A 16,869-nucleotide genomic window follows, 5' to 3' on the forward strand; every position below is an offset into this window, starting at 1 on the left:
ACGATAATTAAAACACTGCTAAAATCACATATTTAAAGAACTATTTACAATACATACCACTCCTGCTGAAAGACAGTCAGGGGGGATGTATATGTTCGCATTACAAAAAAAATTCCACGAAAATAAAGCCAATCCCGCTCATATCTTTGTTGTAAAAGGTACGGGAGGGGTTGGCTTGGGAAATGTTAATGTTAAGGAAGAAACACCTGAAATTCACAAAGAAATTAAGGGGCAATATGGAACAATAAAAATTTTAAAACCACAACGTGAGATTTCCGATAAAGACGAAGATATAAATTCACTTCTGGCCCGTATCTTGCTAATGGAATATAAAAACAACCATTAATAACCACCGCTTATGGTGGTTATTTTTTTGTTTAAAAAATATAAAATGTGTATTGGCAAACAGAAATAAAAGTTTAATAAATACCTATTTTCATATTTTAGTAGATATCAAGTTACAATGAATGAACTGATCGTCGCCCATACGAACGAAACCGAGTACCGGTCATTTATCGCCAACAAAAAGAACGAAGCGCTCCATTCCCGCATTATCGTAATGCCGATTCCATATAACTTGCGCGTCTCGGAAGAAGAGCGCATTTATGAAAAGATGATTCGCGAAAGCGATGTCGCCGACGTGCATATTGCCCCGCACACGCTGCGCATTGCGGCCATGTTTACGATTTTGACGCGGCTGAAAGAATCAAAACGGCCGGATGTGGACTTGTTGAAGAAAATGCGCTTGTATGACGGAGAGATGATCGAAGGGTTCAACGAAGTCGATGTCGAAGAGTTGAAAAAAGAGCATCCGGACGAAGGGATGAGCGGCATCGATCCGCGCTATGTCATCAACCGCATTTCGGCCTGCATCATCCGGAAAGAAGTGCCGTCGATCAACGCGCTCGATGTGCTTCGTTCGCTGAAAGAAGGGTTGGATCAGCACCCATCCATCTCTAAAGAAGACCGTGAACGGTATTTGAACTTCATCTCACTCGTGCGCAAAGAATATGATGAAATCGCCAAGCAAGAAGTGCAAAAGGCGTTCGTCTATTCGTATGAAGAATCGGCGAAAACGTTGATGGACAACTATTTGGACAACGTCGAAGCGTATTGCAACAAAACGAAGCTGCGCGACCCGCTCACCGGTGAGGAAATGAACCCGGATGAGAAGCTGATGCGCTCGATTGAAGAACAAATCGGCATTTCCGAAAATGCGAAAAAGGCGTTCCGCGAAGAAATTTTGATTCGGATCTCCGCCTATGCGCGCAAAGGGCAGCGGTTTGACTACAATTCCCACGAACGGCTGCGCGAAGCGATTCAGAAAAAGCTGTTCGCGGATCTAAAAGATATCGTAAAAATTACAACATCGACGAAAACGCCGGATGAGCAGCAGCTGAAAAAAATTAATGAGGTTGTCGCCCGCTTGATTGATGAGTACGGATATAACTCCACATCGGCCAACGAATTGCTCCGCTATGTCGGCAGCTTGTTGAACCGATAGGCATGCCTCAAGCGCTGAGGCATGCTTTTTTATCACCGCGAAGAGTCGGGGTGGAAGAAGCGGGACGCTTCCCGGCCTTATTTCTCAAATAAAGAAACTTTGTCGCATCGGGCATGCTTTGTGCACGTTCCCTCATGGATCAAGGGAGAGCTTGTTTTCATGGAAGGTCAGGGCGCTGCATCACAACCCGAGAGCAAACAAGCAATCGGGCTTGTCCGATCCCACTATTTTCCGCATTCATTTGGCAATTATTTTGAATTTTTGCATAGGATAAAATAAACCAAACCTAGTATCGTGATGCGTTTGTTGTGATGACGCCAACATAAGTATATGCGGGAAAGCGAAAAGTGTGAAACCATTTTGACAAAGGAGGGAAAAATATGAAGGGGAATTTCGTTGTATCGAAAGAAGACTGGTCCCTCCACCGCAAAGGGCATGACGATCAAAAGCGTCACCAAGAAAAAGTCAAAGAAGCGATCAAAAATAACTTGCCGGATTTAATCACCGAAGAAAGCATCATTATGTCTAACGGACGTGATGTGATTAAAATTCCGATCCGTTCGCTTGATGAGTATAAAATTCGCTACAACTACGAGAAAAACAAGCACGTCGGTCAAGGAAACGGAGACAGCCAAGTCGGCGATGTCGTGGCCAAGGACGGAAGCGGGGAGGGACAGGGGCCAGGAAAAGGCCAAGGGGCCGGTGACCTGCCAGGCCAAGATTATTACGAAGCCGAAGTGTCGCTGATGGAAATTGAAGAGGCGCTGTTCAGCCAGTTGGAACTTCCGAATTTGCAGCGGAAAGAGCTCGACCAACACGTCGTCCAACAGATTGAGTTTAATGATATTCGCCGCACCGGGCTGATGGGCAACATCGATAAAAAGCGGACGATGCTCGCCGCGTTCAAACGCAACGCCATGAGCGGCAAGCCGAGCTTTTACCCGATTTATCGCGAAGATTTGAAATTTAAAACGTGGAACGAAGTCATTAAACCGGAATCGAAAGCGGTCGTCCTAGCGATGATGGACACAAGCGGTTCGATGGGCATGTGGGAAAAATATATGGCGCGCAGTTTCTTCTTTTGGATGACGCGCTTTTTGCGCACGAAGTATGAGACGGTCGACATCGCCTTCATCGCCCACCATACCGAAGCGAAAGTTGTCAGTGAGGAAGAATTTTTCACCAAAGGGGAAAGCGGCGGAACGATTTGTTCGTCGGCCTACCGCAAAGCCCTTGAACTAATTGAAACAAAATATTCTCCGTCACGCTATAACATTTATCCGTTCCATTTCTCCGACGGCGACAACTTGACGTCCGACAACGCCCGCTGCGTCAAGCTTGTTCAAGAGTTGATGAAAGTGTCAAACATGTTTGGATATGGGGAAGTGAATCAGTACAACCGCCATTCCACCTTAATGTCTGCTTACAAAAACATTAAAGACGAAAAATTCCGGTATTATATCCTTAGGCAAAAATCGGACGTTTTCCATGCGATGAAAACGTTTTTTCGCAAAGAAGAAAGCATACAGCTAGTTTGACCCTCTTTGCTGGCAAAGGGGTTTTTCTTTTGGCGGCGGGAGGGCGATGGCCTCCCGCCAAACGATTATTGTCGTTGCAACGTGGCGACCATGGCAAGGACAGCGCCGAGCGCATCTTCGCCATCAGGGGCATGAACCGTAAGCAGCAGTGGCGATGGCTGAGCGCTGGCGATGACGTGGACGGTGACGCCATCGGCTTGGGCGGTGTACCAAACGGCGTCTTGAAACGGGGCAGGGAGCTGCGCGGCTTGCCGGCGCGCGGCGCTGATGTTGACCGCTTGGGCGTGTTCCTTGGCCAATTGTTCGTAGTCGATCTCCTTGTCATGAAGGAGACGGATGCGGGCGAATGTCTTGCCATGAAGGAGAACGTCGGCGTTCGGTTCCTCTGCATCAAGCGTCCAGCCGTCCAGAACGTAGAGCGAGAAATGCTGGTTGTCGCTGACGGTCAACGTGGCTGTTCCGGTGACGATTTGCTTCCCTTTTTGGTAAGAAAGGGAAGTGGTTGGTCGGGAAGACGCCGGTTCATCCCCTGCCGTTTTGCCTTGTCCATTCCCGGTTGAGTGCTGCCCGCCAGCAGCGGTGGAGTTTTGGTTCGCAGGCTCTGTTGCTTGCGGATGAGTGCGGTGTTCGCCGGAACTTGCCGTTTGTTTGGCTTTTGCTTCGGCTTTGTCGGGCGGCGAAGAGTCCGCACCGCAGCCGGCAAGCAAGGCAGCGGCGGCAACGATGGAAATGAGCGATTGCCAATATCGAAACATCTTGATTCCTCCTTGCTTTCCATATACCATTCATTATAGCAGTTGAAACAGCGGAAACAAACGGGTTCACTTCCTTATTTTTTATGGTGGTTTGACTTCTGTTTCTCTTTGGCGCTGAGAGCGACATGAGCTCCTCCCCAAATGATCGCGACAAGCAAGGCGAGCAAGGCCAATCCATTGAGCATTGGCGTTCCACCTCCTGTATACTGAATGGCGAGACCAGCATAATGGATGAAACGCGTTTCAAGTCAAGCTGTTTTTCGGAAGGAGTGGAATTGTGGCGAACATCCGCGATTTAGCGAAAGAAGCGGGCGTGTCGGTGGCTACGGTATCGAGGGTGTTAAACGGGTATCCGTACGTGAGCGAGGAAAAGCGGAAAGCGGTTTGGGAAGCGGTCGAGAAGCTGAACTATACGAAAAACATTCAGGCTGTCCATTTGGCGAAAGGGAAGACGAGAATCGTTGGCGTGATGCTTCCGTACATTCATCATCCTTATTTTTCGGCGGTCATTGAAGGAATTTCCAAGGAGGCGCTTCGCTGCGGTTATCAGCTGCTTTTGTTCCAAACAAACTACGAGGTAAAGAGGGAGTTAGAAGCGTTAGAGCGGTTGCGGATGAAGCAAATGGATGGGCTGATCGTCTGTTCTCACGAGGCCGACTGGGAGGTGTTTGCCGCTTACCGTGAAGACGGTCCGATCGTTTTATGTGAACGAGCCGTTGGACACGATTTTTTCACGGTGTATATCGATCATTACCAGGCGTTTGCGCAGGCGCTTCGCTATTTGTTGGACAAGGGGCATCGGCGGATCGGCTATTGCATCGGAAGAACGACGGGACCGAACAGCCAAGCGCGGGCAGCGGCGTATCGGGATGTGCTGGGCAGCGTCGGCGTGATTCCGCAACCGCAGTGGATTTTTGACGGCTGTCTATTTCTTGAAGATGGCAAGCGTGTGATTGAGCGGTGGATGGACATGAAAGAACGGCCGAGCGCCCTGCTTGTGACGAGCGACCAAGTGGCGGCTGGCATCGTGCTGCATGCGCAGCGCGTCGGGGTGCACATTCCCGAGGAGCTGGCTGTCATTGGATTTGATAACGATCCGTTGGCCGAAATGCTAGGCATGACGACCGTGGCGCTTCCCCACTTTGCGCTTGGGGAAAAAGCGTTTCGCCTTCTTCATCATTGGCTTGAAACAGGAAATGTGCCGCGAACGCAAGAAGAGTTGCCGGCGCGGCTGATTGTGCGAATGACGGGCTGAGCTACGTCCGCTTCAGCTGATAGCGGTTGACGGGGCGGCCGACGCCGCCATACTGTACATCGAGCATAACGTTTCCGCTTTTTTCGAGATACTCCAAATAGCGGCGGGCGGTGACGCGAGCGATGCCGACCCCCTCGGCCACTTCTTCAGCGGAGACGGGGAAGCGGTGCTGGCGCAAATAAGCGATCACTTTTTCCAATGTCACTTCGTTTAATCCTTTCGGAAGTTCTGCCGTTGAGACGGCCGGCTGCTCCGGTGTTTGCCGCAGCGCATCAAGCTCCGCTTGGGTGAGCGACTCTTTTTCCGCCAATGATTGACGGAAGGTGCGATAATTTTCTAACGCCTGTTTGAGCCGTTCGAATTTGAACGGTTTGACAATATAGTCAAATGCGCCGTTTTGCAGGATGCGGCGCACCGTTTCGATGTCGCTGGCCGCGGTGATGGCGATCAGATCGACTTCATAGCCTTGAGCCCGGATTTGTTTTACGGTTTCAAGGCCATCCAACTGCGGCATATAAATATCGATCATCGCGATATCAGGTTGAAGTTCACGGATGAGGCGAAGCCCTTCCTCCCCGTTTCCGGCGAGGCCGACAACGGTGAACCCGTCCACTTGTTCGATCATTTGCCGGTTGACTTCTTGCACCATAGGGTCATCTTCGATCAACAACACGCGGTACATCGCTTTTTTCCTCCTTTGTTTTGGGCAGGTCACGTACGGCGGTCGCCCATGCATCAAGCCGGTGCCATCTCAAAGGTCATCGTGAAGACGGTGCCTTCGCCCTGCGCTGATTTGACATCGATCTGTCCGTTTCCTTTCTCGACAATTTGTTTTACCAAGTAGAGACCGATGCCGCGACCGTTCTTGCCTTTTGTTGAAAAGCCTTCGTCAAAAATGCGGTCGATATGCTCGCGGGCGATGCCTTGGCCGTTATCTTCAACCGAAAGCGAACAAATTTCGTCGTTTTGTTCGATGCTGATGTAGATTTCTTTCTCCCGGCCGGTGACTCCTTGGAATGCGTCGAAGGCGTTTTCAATTAAATTGCCAAGAAGAACGACAAAATCATGGTGATCAAGGTGCGGCGGGAGGCGGTGCAGCCGGCTGTGCCGATCGATCGTCACCCGAATGCCGAGCTCCTTGCCGCGGCGGATTTTGCTTAACAATAGCCCGGAAATGCTCTCATCCTTGATGTTGCGGCTTAAAAACTGCGTGAGTTCCGCTTGCTCTTCGGTCGCTTGAAAGACGTATTCGAGCGCCTTTTCAATATGGCCGAGCTGGATCAGGCCGGCAATCGTATGGAGCTTGTTCATGTATTCATGGTTTTGCACGCGCAAGGCGTGGACGAACGCTTTGACCCCCGTCAGTTCTTCAGCGAGCCGTTTCACTTCGGTGCGGTCTTGGAAAATGGCGATGGCGCCAACCGTCTTCCCGTTGACTTTGATGGGGATGCGATTGCTCCAAATCGTTAAGTTGCCGAGCTGCAGTTCTTTGTTGTAAATCGGTTTGTTCACTTCCAAGATTTCCGGAAGGTACGTATCCGGAATGACGGAACGAATTGGCCGCCCGATCACGTTCCCTTCGACGCCCAGCATTTGCTTCGCCCGGTCATTAAAAATGGTGATGTTTTCATTGCTGTCGATGGCGATGACGCCTTCGTGCATGGCGTTAAACGCTTCCGTCCGCTCCACGAGCAGCTTGGCGATTTCATGCGGCTCAAGCTCAAACATTTGGCGCTTGATGTGGGAGGCGAGCAGCCAAGCTCCGCTCCCACCGGCGGTGAGCGACAGAACGACCGCCATGGCGATTTCTTCTTTTAACGTATCGATCGCTTCCCAAAACGTCGGCAATCGGTAAGCGGCGATGGTGACGCCAATTTGTTCATGATCGCGATTCATGATGGGGACGAAGGCGCGCACCACTGTCCCGATTTCTCCGCGCGCTTTTGATGTGTACGTATGCTCCGCGAACGCCGGCCCTTCATCGGCTCCGTGGGAGACGGTGCCAATCATGGCCGGAAGCGGATGGGAAAGGCGGATTTTGTTCATGTCAAGCACAACAATATAATCGGCGTTATGAACGACCCTTACCCGCTCGACGATGGGATTCACGAGCGCCCGGTTTTGCTTCGACCCAACGATGTGCCGCCTCACTTCTGGCAATTCAGACACCGTGCGCGCCGTCAATAAGGCGCGCTGCCGCAATTCGTCTTCTTTCGTCTGGAAAAAATCGCCGATAATGAACAACCCGCTTAGCGACATTGAAAAAGTGACAATGACAAAAATGAAAATGGTAATTTTCCAACGAATCGGCAGCCGGTTCATAGCATGGCCCTCTTTCTCGGACAAACGTGGATGATGATTTATTTTAGCATGTTTACGGTGTATGATAAAAAGGAACAACGATCGAAAAAAAGAAATGGTGTTGAGCATGAAGCGAAAATGGAAGTGGTGGAGCCTGTTTTTCCTTCTCCTTGTCGTTCTTGTCGGCTGGGCTGTCAGCCGCCAGACCGTAAAGGAGCAAGTCGTGTATGACGATGAGCAAAAAGGGCTTGAAAAACAAATTATCGTTTATTTCAGCCACGTGGTGGCTGAAAATACGCCGAAAGGGCTGGCGGCGCAAAAGTTTGCCGAGCTTGTTGAGCAAAAGACAAACGGCCGCGTCAAAGTGGAAGTGTTCGCGAACGGTTCGCTTTATTCGGACGGAGAAGAGCTGGACGCCTTATTGCGCGGCGATGTGCAAATGATTGCTCCGTCGTTTTCGAAAGTGACGGAGCTCATCCCGGAATGGCAAGTGCTTGATTTGCCGTTTTTGTTCCGCGATGATGATCATGTGCGCCGCGTCTTGACCGGCGAGGTGGGGGAGGAATTGCTGCGATTGCTCGAGACAAAGGGGATCAAAGGGCTGGCGTTTTGGAGCAACGGATTTAAGCAAATGATGAGTACGGCACGCCCGCTCGTCAAGCCCGATGACTTCCGCGGGTTGCGCTTTCGCATTATGCCGAGCGAAGTGATTGAGAAGCAGTTTCGCTTGCTTAGCGGCGAACCGGTCGCTGTTTCGTTTGATCACGTGTACCGGGCGTTGGAGCAACATGAGTTTGACGGGCAAGAAAACACCATTTCCAATTTATATTCGAAGGGGTTCTACAAGTTTCATCCATATATCACCATCAGCAATCATGGCTATCTCGGCTATGTGGTGATGGTGAACGAGTCATTTTGGGATCATTTGCCTGCGGACATTCAACGAAACATGATGGAAGCGATGCGAGAAGCGACTGAGTGGAACTGGCAAAAGGCAAAAGAGCAAAACGAGAAGGAGCTCGCCCAGCTGCGAAGACGCCAAGATGTTCATGTCTACTGGTTGACGGCACAAGAAAAAGAGGAATGGGAGAAGAAATTTTCCCCGCTGTACGAGGCGTATACACGACAGTTTGGCTCGCGGTGGCTCGACGACATTCGCGAGCCGAAATAAGGCTTGGCCGACGTTGCTTTTTTCGAAGGCTGATGGCAGGCGAGGAAATTCTGTGCTTCAACAGGAGGGTGTCCCGAGGATCGGGGCACCCTCGTTTATCGCTCATCCATCAGCACCGACCGCTTCCCTGTCACGCGATAGGTTGTGTCTTTCTTGAGGGAGATCGCCTTTTGGGTCAGCTCCTTGCTTATTGCCATATATAAGCACTGGCCGCTTCTCTTCCACACGATAGGTTGTATCTCTAAGGGAGGGATCCCCTCTCTTATTTGCTCTATCTACGCGCTGGCGGCTGCTGTCACACCGTATGCTGTGCCGACTTTGCGGATAGGCAAACTTTCCGGTCGGCCCGTGAAACCTCACATCTTGTCAATCGAGTGAACTGGTTTTTCACCAGCTTTTTGCGCTTCAAGACCAAAATGACCAAAACGACCATTATCACCATAATATTTTTATTTCCCTGACTTTTCTTTATCATAGTGTTGAAAACGTTATCAAAAAAGGGAAAGGAGCGAGGGGAATGCGGGGCAAACTGAAAAATTTGACCGTGCAAGTCATTCTTGGCATTGTTTTCGGTATTATTGTCGGATTTTTATTTCCAGAGTTCGGAGCGAAATTAAAAGTGCTGGCCGATGGCTTTATTAAGCTGATCAAAATGGTGATCGCCCCGATCATTTTCTTTACCGTTGTCATCGGCATCGGCAACATGGGTGACTTGAAAAAGGTTAGCCGCATCGGCGGCAAGGCGCTCATTTATTTTGAAATTGTCACTACGTTTGCGTTGGCGATTGGGATTGTGGTCGTCAATCTTATCAAGCCAGGGGTTGGGTTTAACACTGACGCGGTAAAAGGCGGCGACATTTCCCAATATACGAAGCAAGCGGAAGAGACGAGCCACGGGTTTGTCGATTTCGTGCTCAGTATCATCCCGGACAACGTCGTTGCCGCAATGGCGAGCGGCCAATTGCTCCCGGTGCTGTTTTTCGCCGTCCTGTTTGGGTTGGCAGCGGCCGGTTTAGGGGAAAAAGCCAAACCGGTGCTTTCACTCTTTGAACGAATCGCTGACATTTTCTTTGGCGTTGTCAACATGGTGATGAAAGTGTCGCCGATCGCGGCGTTCGGCGCCATGGCGTACACGATCGGCACGTTCGGCCTCGGTTCGCTCGTGTCGCTCGGCAAACTGATGGGATCGGTATACGTGACGATGGCGCTCTTTATTTTCGTCGTGCTCGGTGGGATTGCTAAGTTTTACGGATTTAACATTTTCAAATTGCTCGCCTATATCAAAGAAGAGCTGCTGCTTGTCCTTGGCACTTCTTCGTCTGAATCGGCGCTGCCGCGGCTGATGGAACGTCTTGAAAAATACGGCTGCTCGAAGTCGGTCGTTGGTCTTGTCGTTCCAACCGGGTATTCGTTTAACTTGGATGGTACATCGATTTATTTGTCGATGGCGGCCATTTTCATCGCCCAAGCTTATGGCATTGATTTGAGCATCTGGCAAGAATTAACCTTGCTCGGCGTACTGATGCTTACTTCGAAAGGGGCAGCTGGAGTTACGGGGTCCGGATTTATCACGTTGGCAGCGACTTTGGCGGCGTTCCCGATGATTCCGGTTGAAGGCCTTGCCCTGTTGCTTGGGGTCGACCGCTTCATGTCGGAAGCGCGGGCGATTACGAACATTATCGGCAACGCTGTGGCCACGGTCGTCGTGTCGAAAATGGAAAATGAATTTCACCCGAATCGGAATGAAGCCGAGCCTGCCCGTATGACCGCCGTCCAATAAGCGGTCAAGTACCCAAAGGAAAAATGTCACGCATCCCGTCCTGCGGCGCCTTGGAAGGCTGGTGAAAAAACCGCTCGTTCCCTTCATGAATAGGGGAACGCGGGAAAAGCAGAACGGATGCAACAACGTTTTTCTCGTATTGCCAAGCGGTAGTTACGATTAAATCACTAGCCTCTCCGACCGATGCTCAAAACGAGCGTTCCCCCCGTCCGCCAAAGGCGGGGAAGGGTCGGCAAGGAGCTGGGCTCGTTTGGAGAGGGGAAGATGGACGCTTTCTTGCCGCAAATGAACCGAACGCGGCAGGGAAGCGTTTTTTTTGGAAACGAGCGGCCGAGCTCCGGTTCCTTTTAATGGTGAAGAATGAAATAAGGTGAAGTGGAAACCGTAATAGGTGGGAAGAAATTTCCCTTGCCAAAAAGGAGGAATGATCGGGTATGAATGTAAAACTTGCGATTATTTATTACAGTTCGACTGGAACGAACTACCGGCTTGCGCGTTGGGCAGAGGAAGCAGCGAACGAAGCGGGAGCGGAAGTGAAGGTGTTGAAGGTGCCGGAGTTGGCTCCGGAAGAAGCGATCGCAACCAATCCAGCTTGGAAGGCGCACATCGAGGAAACAAAAGACGTGCCGACCGCAACACCGGCGGACTTGGAATGGGCAGACGCCATCATATTCAGCACACCGACGCGCTTTGGCAACGTCGCCGCGCAGATGAAACAGTTTTTGGATACGACCGGCGGACTTTGGGCGCAAGGCAAGCTGATCAATAAAGTCGTCAGTGCCATGTCATCGGCGCAAAACCCACACGGTGGCCAAGAGCAAACGATTTTGCAGCTGTATACGACGATGTATCATTGGGGTGCCATTATTGCCGCGCCTGGTTATACTGATCCGGTCATTTTTGCGGCGGGCGGCAACCCCTACGGAACAAGCGTGACTGTTGATCAAAATGGAAACATGGTAGAAAACGTTGAGGCAGCGGTCAAACATCAAACCCGCCGCACGCTGCAAGTGGCTGAATGGGTCAAAAAGGGGCAAGGATAATGGAGCGAGGGAGCGCGTCCCTCGCTTTTTTGGCGGCAGCGGATCAGGGATGTTTGGTGCATATATTTTGCGTTTTCTTCACCGTTTTTCCATAATAAAGCTATACCGATGTTGGAGGGGGAAGCGACGTGAACCATTTACAAGATTGCGCGGTATTACATAACGGCGTGCGCATGCCGTGGGTTGGCCTTGGCGTCTACAAAGTCAAGGAGGGCGAGGAAGTGAAAAGCGCGGTGCGCACCGCGTTGGAAATGGGCTATCGCCATATTGACACGGCCGCTTTTTACGAAAACGAAGAAGGGGTCGGGCAAGCGATCCGCGAATCCGGAATCCCACGTGAGCAAGTATTTGTGACGACGAAAGTATGGAACACCGACCAAGGATACGAAACGACGCTGAAAGCGTTTGATACAAGCTTGAAAAAGCTCGGCTTTGACTACGTTGACTTGTACTTAGTCCATTGGCCGGTGAAAGGAAAATACAAAGAGACGTACAAGGCGCTTGAAAAGCTATATAAAGACGGGTATGTGCGCGCCATTGGCGTCAGCAATTTTCAAATCCATCATTTGCAAGATGTGTTGGCCGATTGCGAAATCAAGCCGATGGTCAACCAAGTCGAGTACCATCCGCGCCTGACGCAAAAAGAGCTGCACGCGTTTTGCCGGGAAAACGGCATCCAGCTTGAAGCATGGTCGCCGCTCATGCGCGGAGAAATTTTAAACGAACCGACGATCATGGAGATTGGGAAGAAATACGGGAAAACGCCGGCGCAAGTTGTGCTGCGCTGGGATTTGCAAAACGGCGTTGTCACGATTCCGAAATCGGTGACGCCGGCACGCATAAAGGAAAACGCAGATCTTTTCGATTTCTCACTGACCGATGAGGAAATGAAACGAATCGATGCATTGAACTTGAACAAGCGGATTGGCCCTGACCCGGACAATTTCAATTTTTGACGAAACGATCGTCTACACAGCGCCCGCGCCGGCGCTGTTTTTTGGTGAGGAAGGAAACCAAAGCGGCATGTTTGACGTATGAAATGATGAACAAGTACAATAAATAATAGTATACACATTTGATCATCATTGAAAAAACGGAGGGTACTGCGATGCTATTCCATCCGATGGATATTTTCATTTTTATCGCTTTCTTGATCTCGCTTTGGGCGCAGTGGAAAGTGTCGAGCAACTTCAATGCTTGGTCTGAAGTCCCGGCCTCATCGGGGTTGACAGGGGCGGAAGTGGCGCGCCTGATTTTAGACCGTCACGGCTTGCATCATGTGCCGGTAGAGGTCGTGCCAGGGCGGCTTTCGGACCATTACGACCCGATTTCCCGCACCGTCCGTCTCTCGGAACCGGTGTTTTACGGCCGATCGATCGCTTCCATTTCGGTGGCCGCTCATGAAGTCGGCCATGCCGTTCAGCATCAGCAAGGGTACGCGGCGCTTGTTCTTCGCCACCGGATGTTTCCGGTTGTGAACTTGGCTTCCGGCGTGGCTCCGTTTTTACTGCTTGTTGGGTTTTTGCTCCAACAATTTTCATTGATCGGTCTCGGCATTTTGTTCTTCTCGCTGGCGGTGGCGTTCCAAGTCATTACACTGCCGGTCGAGTTTAATGCGAGCGCGCGGGCGAAACGGTTTATGCTCGCTGAAGGGATCATCGCTCCAAACGAAACGCGTGGCGTGAATAAAGTGCTCGGCGCGGCGGCGTTGACGTATGTGGCGGCAACGTTGATCGCGGTGTTTGAGCTGTTGAAGTATGTGTTGATTTTTACCCAAGGGAACAACAACGAGGAATCGTAAGATGGTGGGCCGCCCGCTGCTGGCGGCCTAAAGTAGCATCAGTGTGCTGTAGAAACTTTAGTGCGCAGGAGGTGTAATCTGGGCGCTTCATCCGCGCTCGGAGACGAATTGGACATAGCCAGTTTGCTGTTGGTGGCATTGTTGATCGCTTGCACCGCCTTTTTTGTCGCTTCCGAATTCGCGATTGTCAAAGTGCGCAGCTCGCGCATTGATCAGCTTATTAATGAAGGAAATAAACGGGCGGTTGCGGCGAAAAAGGTGATTTCAAACTTGGACGGCTATTTATCGGCGAACCAGCTGGGCATTACCCTTACTTCGCTTGGTCTTGGCTGGTTGGGGGAGCCGACGGTGGCGCGGATGTTGCTGCCGCTGTTTGAACGCTTCCATTTATCGCAATCTGTATCCCATGTTTTAGCATTCATCATTTCCTTTTCGCTCATCACCTTTTTGCATGTCGTCGTTGGCGAATTGGCGCCAAAAACGTTCGCTATTCACAAGGCAGAAGCGATTACGCTGTGGACGGCCAAACCGCTCATTTGGTTTTACAAAATCATGTATCCAGTGATTTGGTCGTTAAATAATGCTGCCCGGTTAGTGACGCGTCTGTTTGGTCTCCAACCAGTGGCGGAGCATGAACTGGCCCACTCGGAAGAGGAGTTGCGTCTCATTTTGTCGGAAAGCTACAAAAGCGGGGAGATCAACCAATCTGAGTATCGCTATGTCAACAACATTTTCCGCTTTGATGACCGCGTGGCGAAAGAAATCATGGTGCCGCGCAAGGAAATTGTCGCATTGGATATTAACAAAAGCGTCAAGGAAAACTTGGAGATCATCCGGGAAGAAAAATATACGCGTTATCCCGTTATTGATGGTGACAAGGACCATGTACTCGGACTCATTAACGTGAAAGAAGTATTTACGGACTTTATCGCCAACCCGTCAAACGAAAAACAAATGAAAGATTACATCCGCCCCATCATTCAAGTCATTGAATCGATTGCGATTCATGATTTGCTTGTGAAAATGCAAAAAGAGCGCATCCATATGGCGATTTTAGTGGACGAATATGGTGGTACGTCCGGACTTGTGACAGTCGAGGACATCTTGGAAGAGATTGTTGGGGAAATTCAGGATGAGTTCGACATTGATGAGACGCCATTGATCCAAAAAATTGACGAGCGGTTCATTTTGGACGGCAAAGTGCTCATTAGTGAAGTGAACGATTTGTTGGGGTTAGAAATCGATGATGACGATGTTGATACGATTGGCGGCTGGATTTTGACGAAGCATTATGACATTCAAACCGGCGACAGCGTGGAAATCGATGGTTATTTGTTTACAGTGAAAGAAATGGACGGCCATCATGTGAAGACGCTGGAAGTGGTAAAAAAAGAGCCCGAGCAGCCGGAGCTGGGGCAGGAAAACGAGGAGCCGGCACGGGCGGAAGAAGAGCCATTGCGTTGGTGAGGCAGACGGAAACGCCGTCTGCCTTTTGCCGTTCTGCCGTGCAAGCGAAATCTAGAAGGGCGGTGATTTCGTGCAAAATACCGCTGAGTTCCACCCATTTCTCAATGAGAGAAACCTCGCAGAATCAGCTTTCTTCTCTGAATGAAAATGCCGCCAATTGGTGGTGACAGCAGTTTTTCACCAGCCTTCTAGAGGGGCGGTGATTGACTCGCGCAACCGCTTCTCAGCATCATTTCCCAAATGGTAAATACTTGAAATAATGCATGCTTTGTTCATCGGCCTTATAGAAGGCGAAACGGCCGTGATGGAAAGAGCGGCTTCGCCGTTTCCCTCAATTGGTGAACTCTTTGGGGAGTGGCTTTCGTTTTATGGTATTCGCCGGCGGTGAGGCCCCATCGCCGCTTTTTCATCGCTCTATTCGCGAGCGAGGGGCGAGAGATCGACCGGAAAGTCGCTCGTCGGCGCGAGGCAACTCACATTTCGCACCCTCTCGACGAAAATCGGGAGGATTTTTTCGTTCCGATGTCGAATGAATCCTTGACACACAAGGAAAGTGAAGGAGTTTTTCTCTCATGAACGTTCAAGTCAAAAAGGTCTATCGTAATGATTATTTGAATATAATAAGTGCCCTATTCAAGAAACTGGGCCTGCCCCAATTGATTGACCATCTCGTTCCCGTTGATCCACAGTGCCAGACTCGAGTCAGCGATGCCGTTCAGGCCATCATCTACAATATGTTTGACGGCCGGCAAGCCCTCGTTCACGTGGAACGATGGGCTCAGGAGATCGATCTAGAGAAACTCATCCGTCCCGGTCTCCATCCTTCCTGGTTGAACGACGATGCCTTGGCTCGTCATCTCGACCGCTTGTATGAGGCCGATATTCACAAGGTGATCAGCACTTGCTTGATTCACATTTATCGCAAAGAAGGCCTTTCCCTCCGAGCCTTTCACGCCGATACGACGGACAAGACCGTTTACGGCGCGTATGAATCGGCCTCGTTAGAGGCCTTACAAATCACACATGGCTATAACCGCCATCATCGTTGGCAAAAACAGATCGGTTTCGGACTGGTCGGCAACGAGGACGGCATCCCGTTTTACGGCGATGTGCACGACGGCAACCTGCCTGACAAAACGTGGAATCCGGAGGTGCTGTCCCGTGTCCACGAACAGCTCAAACAAGCCAAGATGGAAGACGAATGGATTTACGTGGCCGATTCCGCCGCGATGACAAAAGACACTCTGGCGCAAACCAAAGCGGCCAACGCCTTTTTGATCACCCGAGGCCCTTCGTCGCTTCGGATCGTGAAACGGGCATTAGCGGAGGCCGATTCGCCTCACATCCCGTGGAGCGAACCCTTTACGCTGGCGGAGAGAAACGGCGCCACGTACCGGGTATGGGAAACATCCTCCACCTATGAAGGCCACCCCGTTCGGCTGATCGTCGTCGAATCGAGTGCGCTCGACCAGCGAAAAGGAAAGACGCTCGAAAAAGAACGAACCAAAGAAGCGGAGCTTCTTCGCGAGGAACAAGCCCATTGGGAGCGCCACCCTTTCTCGTGCCGGGAAGACGCTGAACAAGCCTTGGCGTCCCTCAAGATGTCCCTTCGCCCACGGTTTCATCAGGTCAAGGCCGCGATCGAAGAGATCGTACGCCCGAAAAAACGGCGCGGACGGCCGAAAAAAGGGGCGGAACCCGAGATGGAGACGCGGTATCTCTTGCGCCTTGACGTCGAATTCGACCAAAACGCGTGGGAACAGGCAAGACGGAAAGCGTCCCGGTTTGTCCTCGTCACGACCGTTCCGGAGGAATGGAAGGGCCAACAAATGGATGCCCAAGAGATCTTGAAGCTATATAAAGGGCAGATCTCGGTGGAAATGAACTTCGCTTTTTTGAAAGATCCGTTTTTCACGGATGAGATTTACGTCAAAAAACCAGAACGGGTCGCAGTATTAGGCTATTTGTTTCTGTTGGCCTTGGCGATTTACCGCGTTTTTCAGCGCCGAGTGCGTCAGTTTATTACTCCAGAACACCCGTTGAAGGGTCCTGGAGGCCGCAAGCTGACCCGGCCGACGGGACAGGCGATTTTTCAGCTGTTTCAATATGTGAACGTCGTCCTCCTGGAGCTGCCGGATGGGCGCATCCAACGCTCACTGGATCGCTCCCTCACCCCTGAACAACGAAGGATTCTGCAGGGGTTGGGGCTGGATGAGAGCATTTACGTGTAACGTCATACGGAACGACCAGCGAT

At 50.9% G+C, this 16,869-nt stretch carries 13 protein-coding genes and 1 pseudogene; 11 read left to right on the plus strand and 3 right to left on the minus strand.

Annotated elements, in window-relative coordinates; translation table 11 throughout:
• Nucleotides 1-91: 91 nt before the first annotated feature.
• From GC56T2_RS02905 to yhbH, 3 genes and pseudogenes are all read left to right on the plus strand, one after another.
• A complete protein-coding gene (locus GC56T2_RS02905) occupies nucleotides 92-346 on the plus strand; it encodes a hypothetical protein (protein WP_144972906.1) in 255 nt (84 codons plus the stop codon).
• 111 nt (nucleotides 347-457) lie between these two features.
• A pseudogene (locus tag GC56T2_RS02910) lies at nucleotides 458-1,504 on the plus strand (protein prkA); the annotation flags it as partial.
• A 380-nt stretch (nucleotides 1,505-1,884) separates the two neighbouring features.
• Nucleotides 1,885-3,042 (plus strand): sporulation protein YhbH, encoded by a 1,158-nt coding sequence (gene yhbH / locus GC56T2_RS02915; protein WP_144972908.1) that lies wholly within the window; start codon nucleotides 1,885-1,887, stop codon nucleotides 3,040-3,042.
• Nucleotides 3,043-3,107: 65 nt separating this feature from the next.
• On the opposite strand, the gene GC56T2_RS02920 is transcribed toward yhbH, so the two are convergent.
• Nucleotides 3,108-3,797: a hypothetical protein gene (locus GC56T2_RS02920; RefSeq protein ID WP_144972910.1), complete on the minus strand. Its 690-nt coding sequence runs from the start codon at nucleotides 3,795-3,797 to the stop codon at nucleotides 3,108-3,110.
• Nucleotides 3,798-4,074: 277 nt separating this feature from the next.
• Here GC56T2_RS02920 and GC56T2_RS02925 point away from each other — a divergent pair, with 277 nt between their 5' ends.
• Entirely contained in the window at nucleotides 4,075-5,052 is a 978-nt protein-coding gene (locus tag GC56T2_RS02925) for a LacI family DNA-binding transcriptional regulator (protein ID WP_144972912.1), read from the plus strand.
• A gap of 1 nt (nucleotide 5,053) precedes the next feature.
• Here GC56T2_RS02925 and GC56T2_RS02930 read toward each other — a convergent pair whose 3' ends face one another.
• Nucleotides 5,054-5,734, minus strand: a complete 681-nt coding sequence (locus GC56T2_RS02930; RefSeq protein WP_144972915.1) for a response regulator — start codon at nucleotides 5,732-5,734, stop codon at nucleotides 5,054-5,056.
• A gap of 53 nt (nucleotides 5,735-5,787) precedes the next feature.
• On the minus strand, nucleotides 5,788-7,374 hold the full coding sequence (locus GC56T2_RS02935; protein ID WP_144972917.1) for an ATP-binding protein: 1,587 nt from the start codon (nucleotides 7,372-7,374) through the stop codon (nucleotides 5,788-5,790).
• A gap of 106 nt (nucleotides 7,375-7,480) precedes the next feature.
• Between GC56T2_RS02935 and GC56T2_RS02940 the strand changes: the two genes are divergently transcribed.
• The 7 genes from GC56T2_RS02940 to GC56T2_RS02975 all read left to right on the plus strand — a co-directional run bounded on the left by GC56T2_RS02940 (nucleotide 7,481) and on the right by GC56T2_RS02975 (nucleotide 16,846).
• Nucleotides 7,481-8,524, plus strand: a complete 1,044-nt coding sequence (locus GC56T2_RS02940; protein ID WP_144972920.1) for a TRAP transporter substrate-binding protein — start codon at nucleotides 7,481-7,483, stop codon at nucleotides 8,522-8,524.
• 517 nt (nucleotides 8,525-9,041) lie between these two features.
• Nucleotides 9,042-10,304 (plus strand): dicarboxylate/amino acid:cation symporter, encoded by a 1,263-nt coding sequence (locus tag GC56T2_RS02945; protein WP_144972922.1) that lies wholly within the window; start codon nucleotides 9,042-9,044, stop codon nucleotides 10,302-10,304.
• 434 nt (nucleotides 10,305-10,738) lie between these two features.
• The gene (gene wrbA / locus GC56T2_RS02950; RefSeq protein ID WP_144972924.1) at nucleotides 10,739-11,347 is read left to right on the plus strand and encodes an NAD(P)H:quinone oxidoreductase; all 609 of its coding nucleotides are present in this window, start codon (nucleotides 10,739-10,741) and stop codon (nucleotides 11,345-11,347) included.
• Nucleotides 11,348-11,475: 128 nt separating this feature from the next.
• The gene (locus tag GC56T2_RS02955) at nucleotides 11,476-12,303 is read left to right on the plus strand and encodes an aldo/keto reductase (RefSeq protein WP_144972926.1); all 828 of its coding nucleotides are present in this window, start codon (nucleotides 11,476-11,478) and stop codon (nucleotides 12,301-12,303) included.
• A gap of 152 nt (nucleotides 12,304-12,455) precedes the next feature.
• Nucleotides 12,456-13,148 (plus strand): zinc metallopeptidase, encoded by a 693-nt coding sequence (locus tag GC56T2_RS02960; RefSeq protein WP_144972928.1) that lies wholly within the window; start codon nucleotides 12,456-12,458, stop codon nucleotides 13,146-13,148.
• A 108-nt stretch (nucleotides 13,149-13,256) separates the two neighbouring features.
• The gene (locus tag GC56T2_RS02965; RefSeq protein WP_144972930.1) at nucleotides 13,257-14,615 is read left to right on the plus strand and encodes a hemolysin family protein; all 1,359 of its coding nucleotides are present in this window, start codon (nucleotides 13,257-13,259) and stop codon (nucleotides 14,613-14,615) included.
• A gap of 572 nt (nucleotides 14,616-15,187) precedes the next feature.
• Entirely contained in the window at nucleotides 15,188-16,846 is a 1,659-nt protein-coding gene (locus tag GC56T2_RS02975; protein WP_144972932.1) for an IS1634 family transposase, read from the plus strand.
• Nucleotides 16,847-16,869: the final 23 nt, after the last annotated feature.

This window comes from Geobacillus sp. C56-T2 (assembly GCF_007829715.1).
Classification (GTDB): domain Bacteria; phylum Bacillota; class Bacilli; order Bacillales; family Anoxybacillaceae; genus Geobacillus; species Geobacillus icigianus.

Coding starts and splice junctions, on each gene's coding strand:
- GC56T2_RS02905 (WP_144972906.1), top strand. CDS start 92: ATGTTCGCATTACAAAAAAAATTCCACGAAAATAAAGCCAATCCCGCT.
- yhbH (WP_144972908.1), top strand. CDS start 1,885: ATGAAGGGGAATTTCGTTGTATCGAAAGAAGACTGGTCCCTCCACCGC.
- GC56T2_RS02920 (WP_144972910.1), bottom strand. CDS start 3,797: ATGTTTCGATATTGGCAATCGCTCATTTCCATCGTTGCCGCCGCTGCC.
- GC56T2_RS02930 (WP_144972915.1), bottom strand. CDS start 5,734: ATGTACCGCGTGTTGTTGATCGAAGATGACCCTATGGTGCAAGAAGTC.
- GC56T2_RS02935 (WP_144972917.1), bottom strand. CDS start 7,374: ATGAACCGGCTGCCGATTCGTTGGAAAATTACCATTTTCATTTTTGTC.
- GC56T2_RS02940 (WP_144972920.1), top strand. CDS start 7,481: ATGAAGCGAAAATGGAAGTGGTGGAGCCTGTTTTTCCTTCTCCTTGTC.
- GC56T2_RS02945 (WP_144972922.1), top strand. CDS start 9,042: ATGCGGGGCAAACTGAAAAATTTGACCGTGCAAGTCATTCTTGGCATT.
- wrbA (WP_144972924.1), top strand. CDS start 10,739: ATGAATGTAAAACTTGCGATTATTTATTACAGTTCGACTGGAACGAAC.
- GC56T2_RS02960 (WP_144972928.1), top strand. CDS start 12,456: ATGCTATTCCATCCGATGGATATTTTCATTTTTATCGCTTTCTTGATC.
- GC56T2_RS02975 (WP_144972932.1), top strand. CDS start 15,188: ATGAACGTTCAAGTCAAAAAGGTCTATCGTAATGATTATTTGAATATA.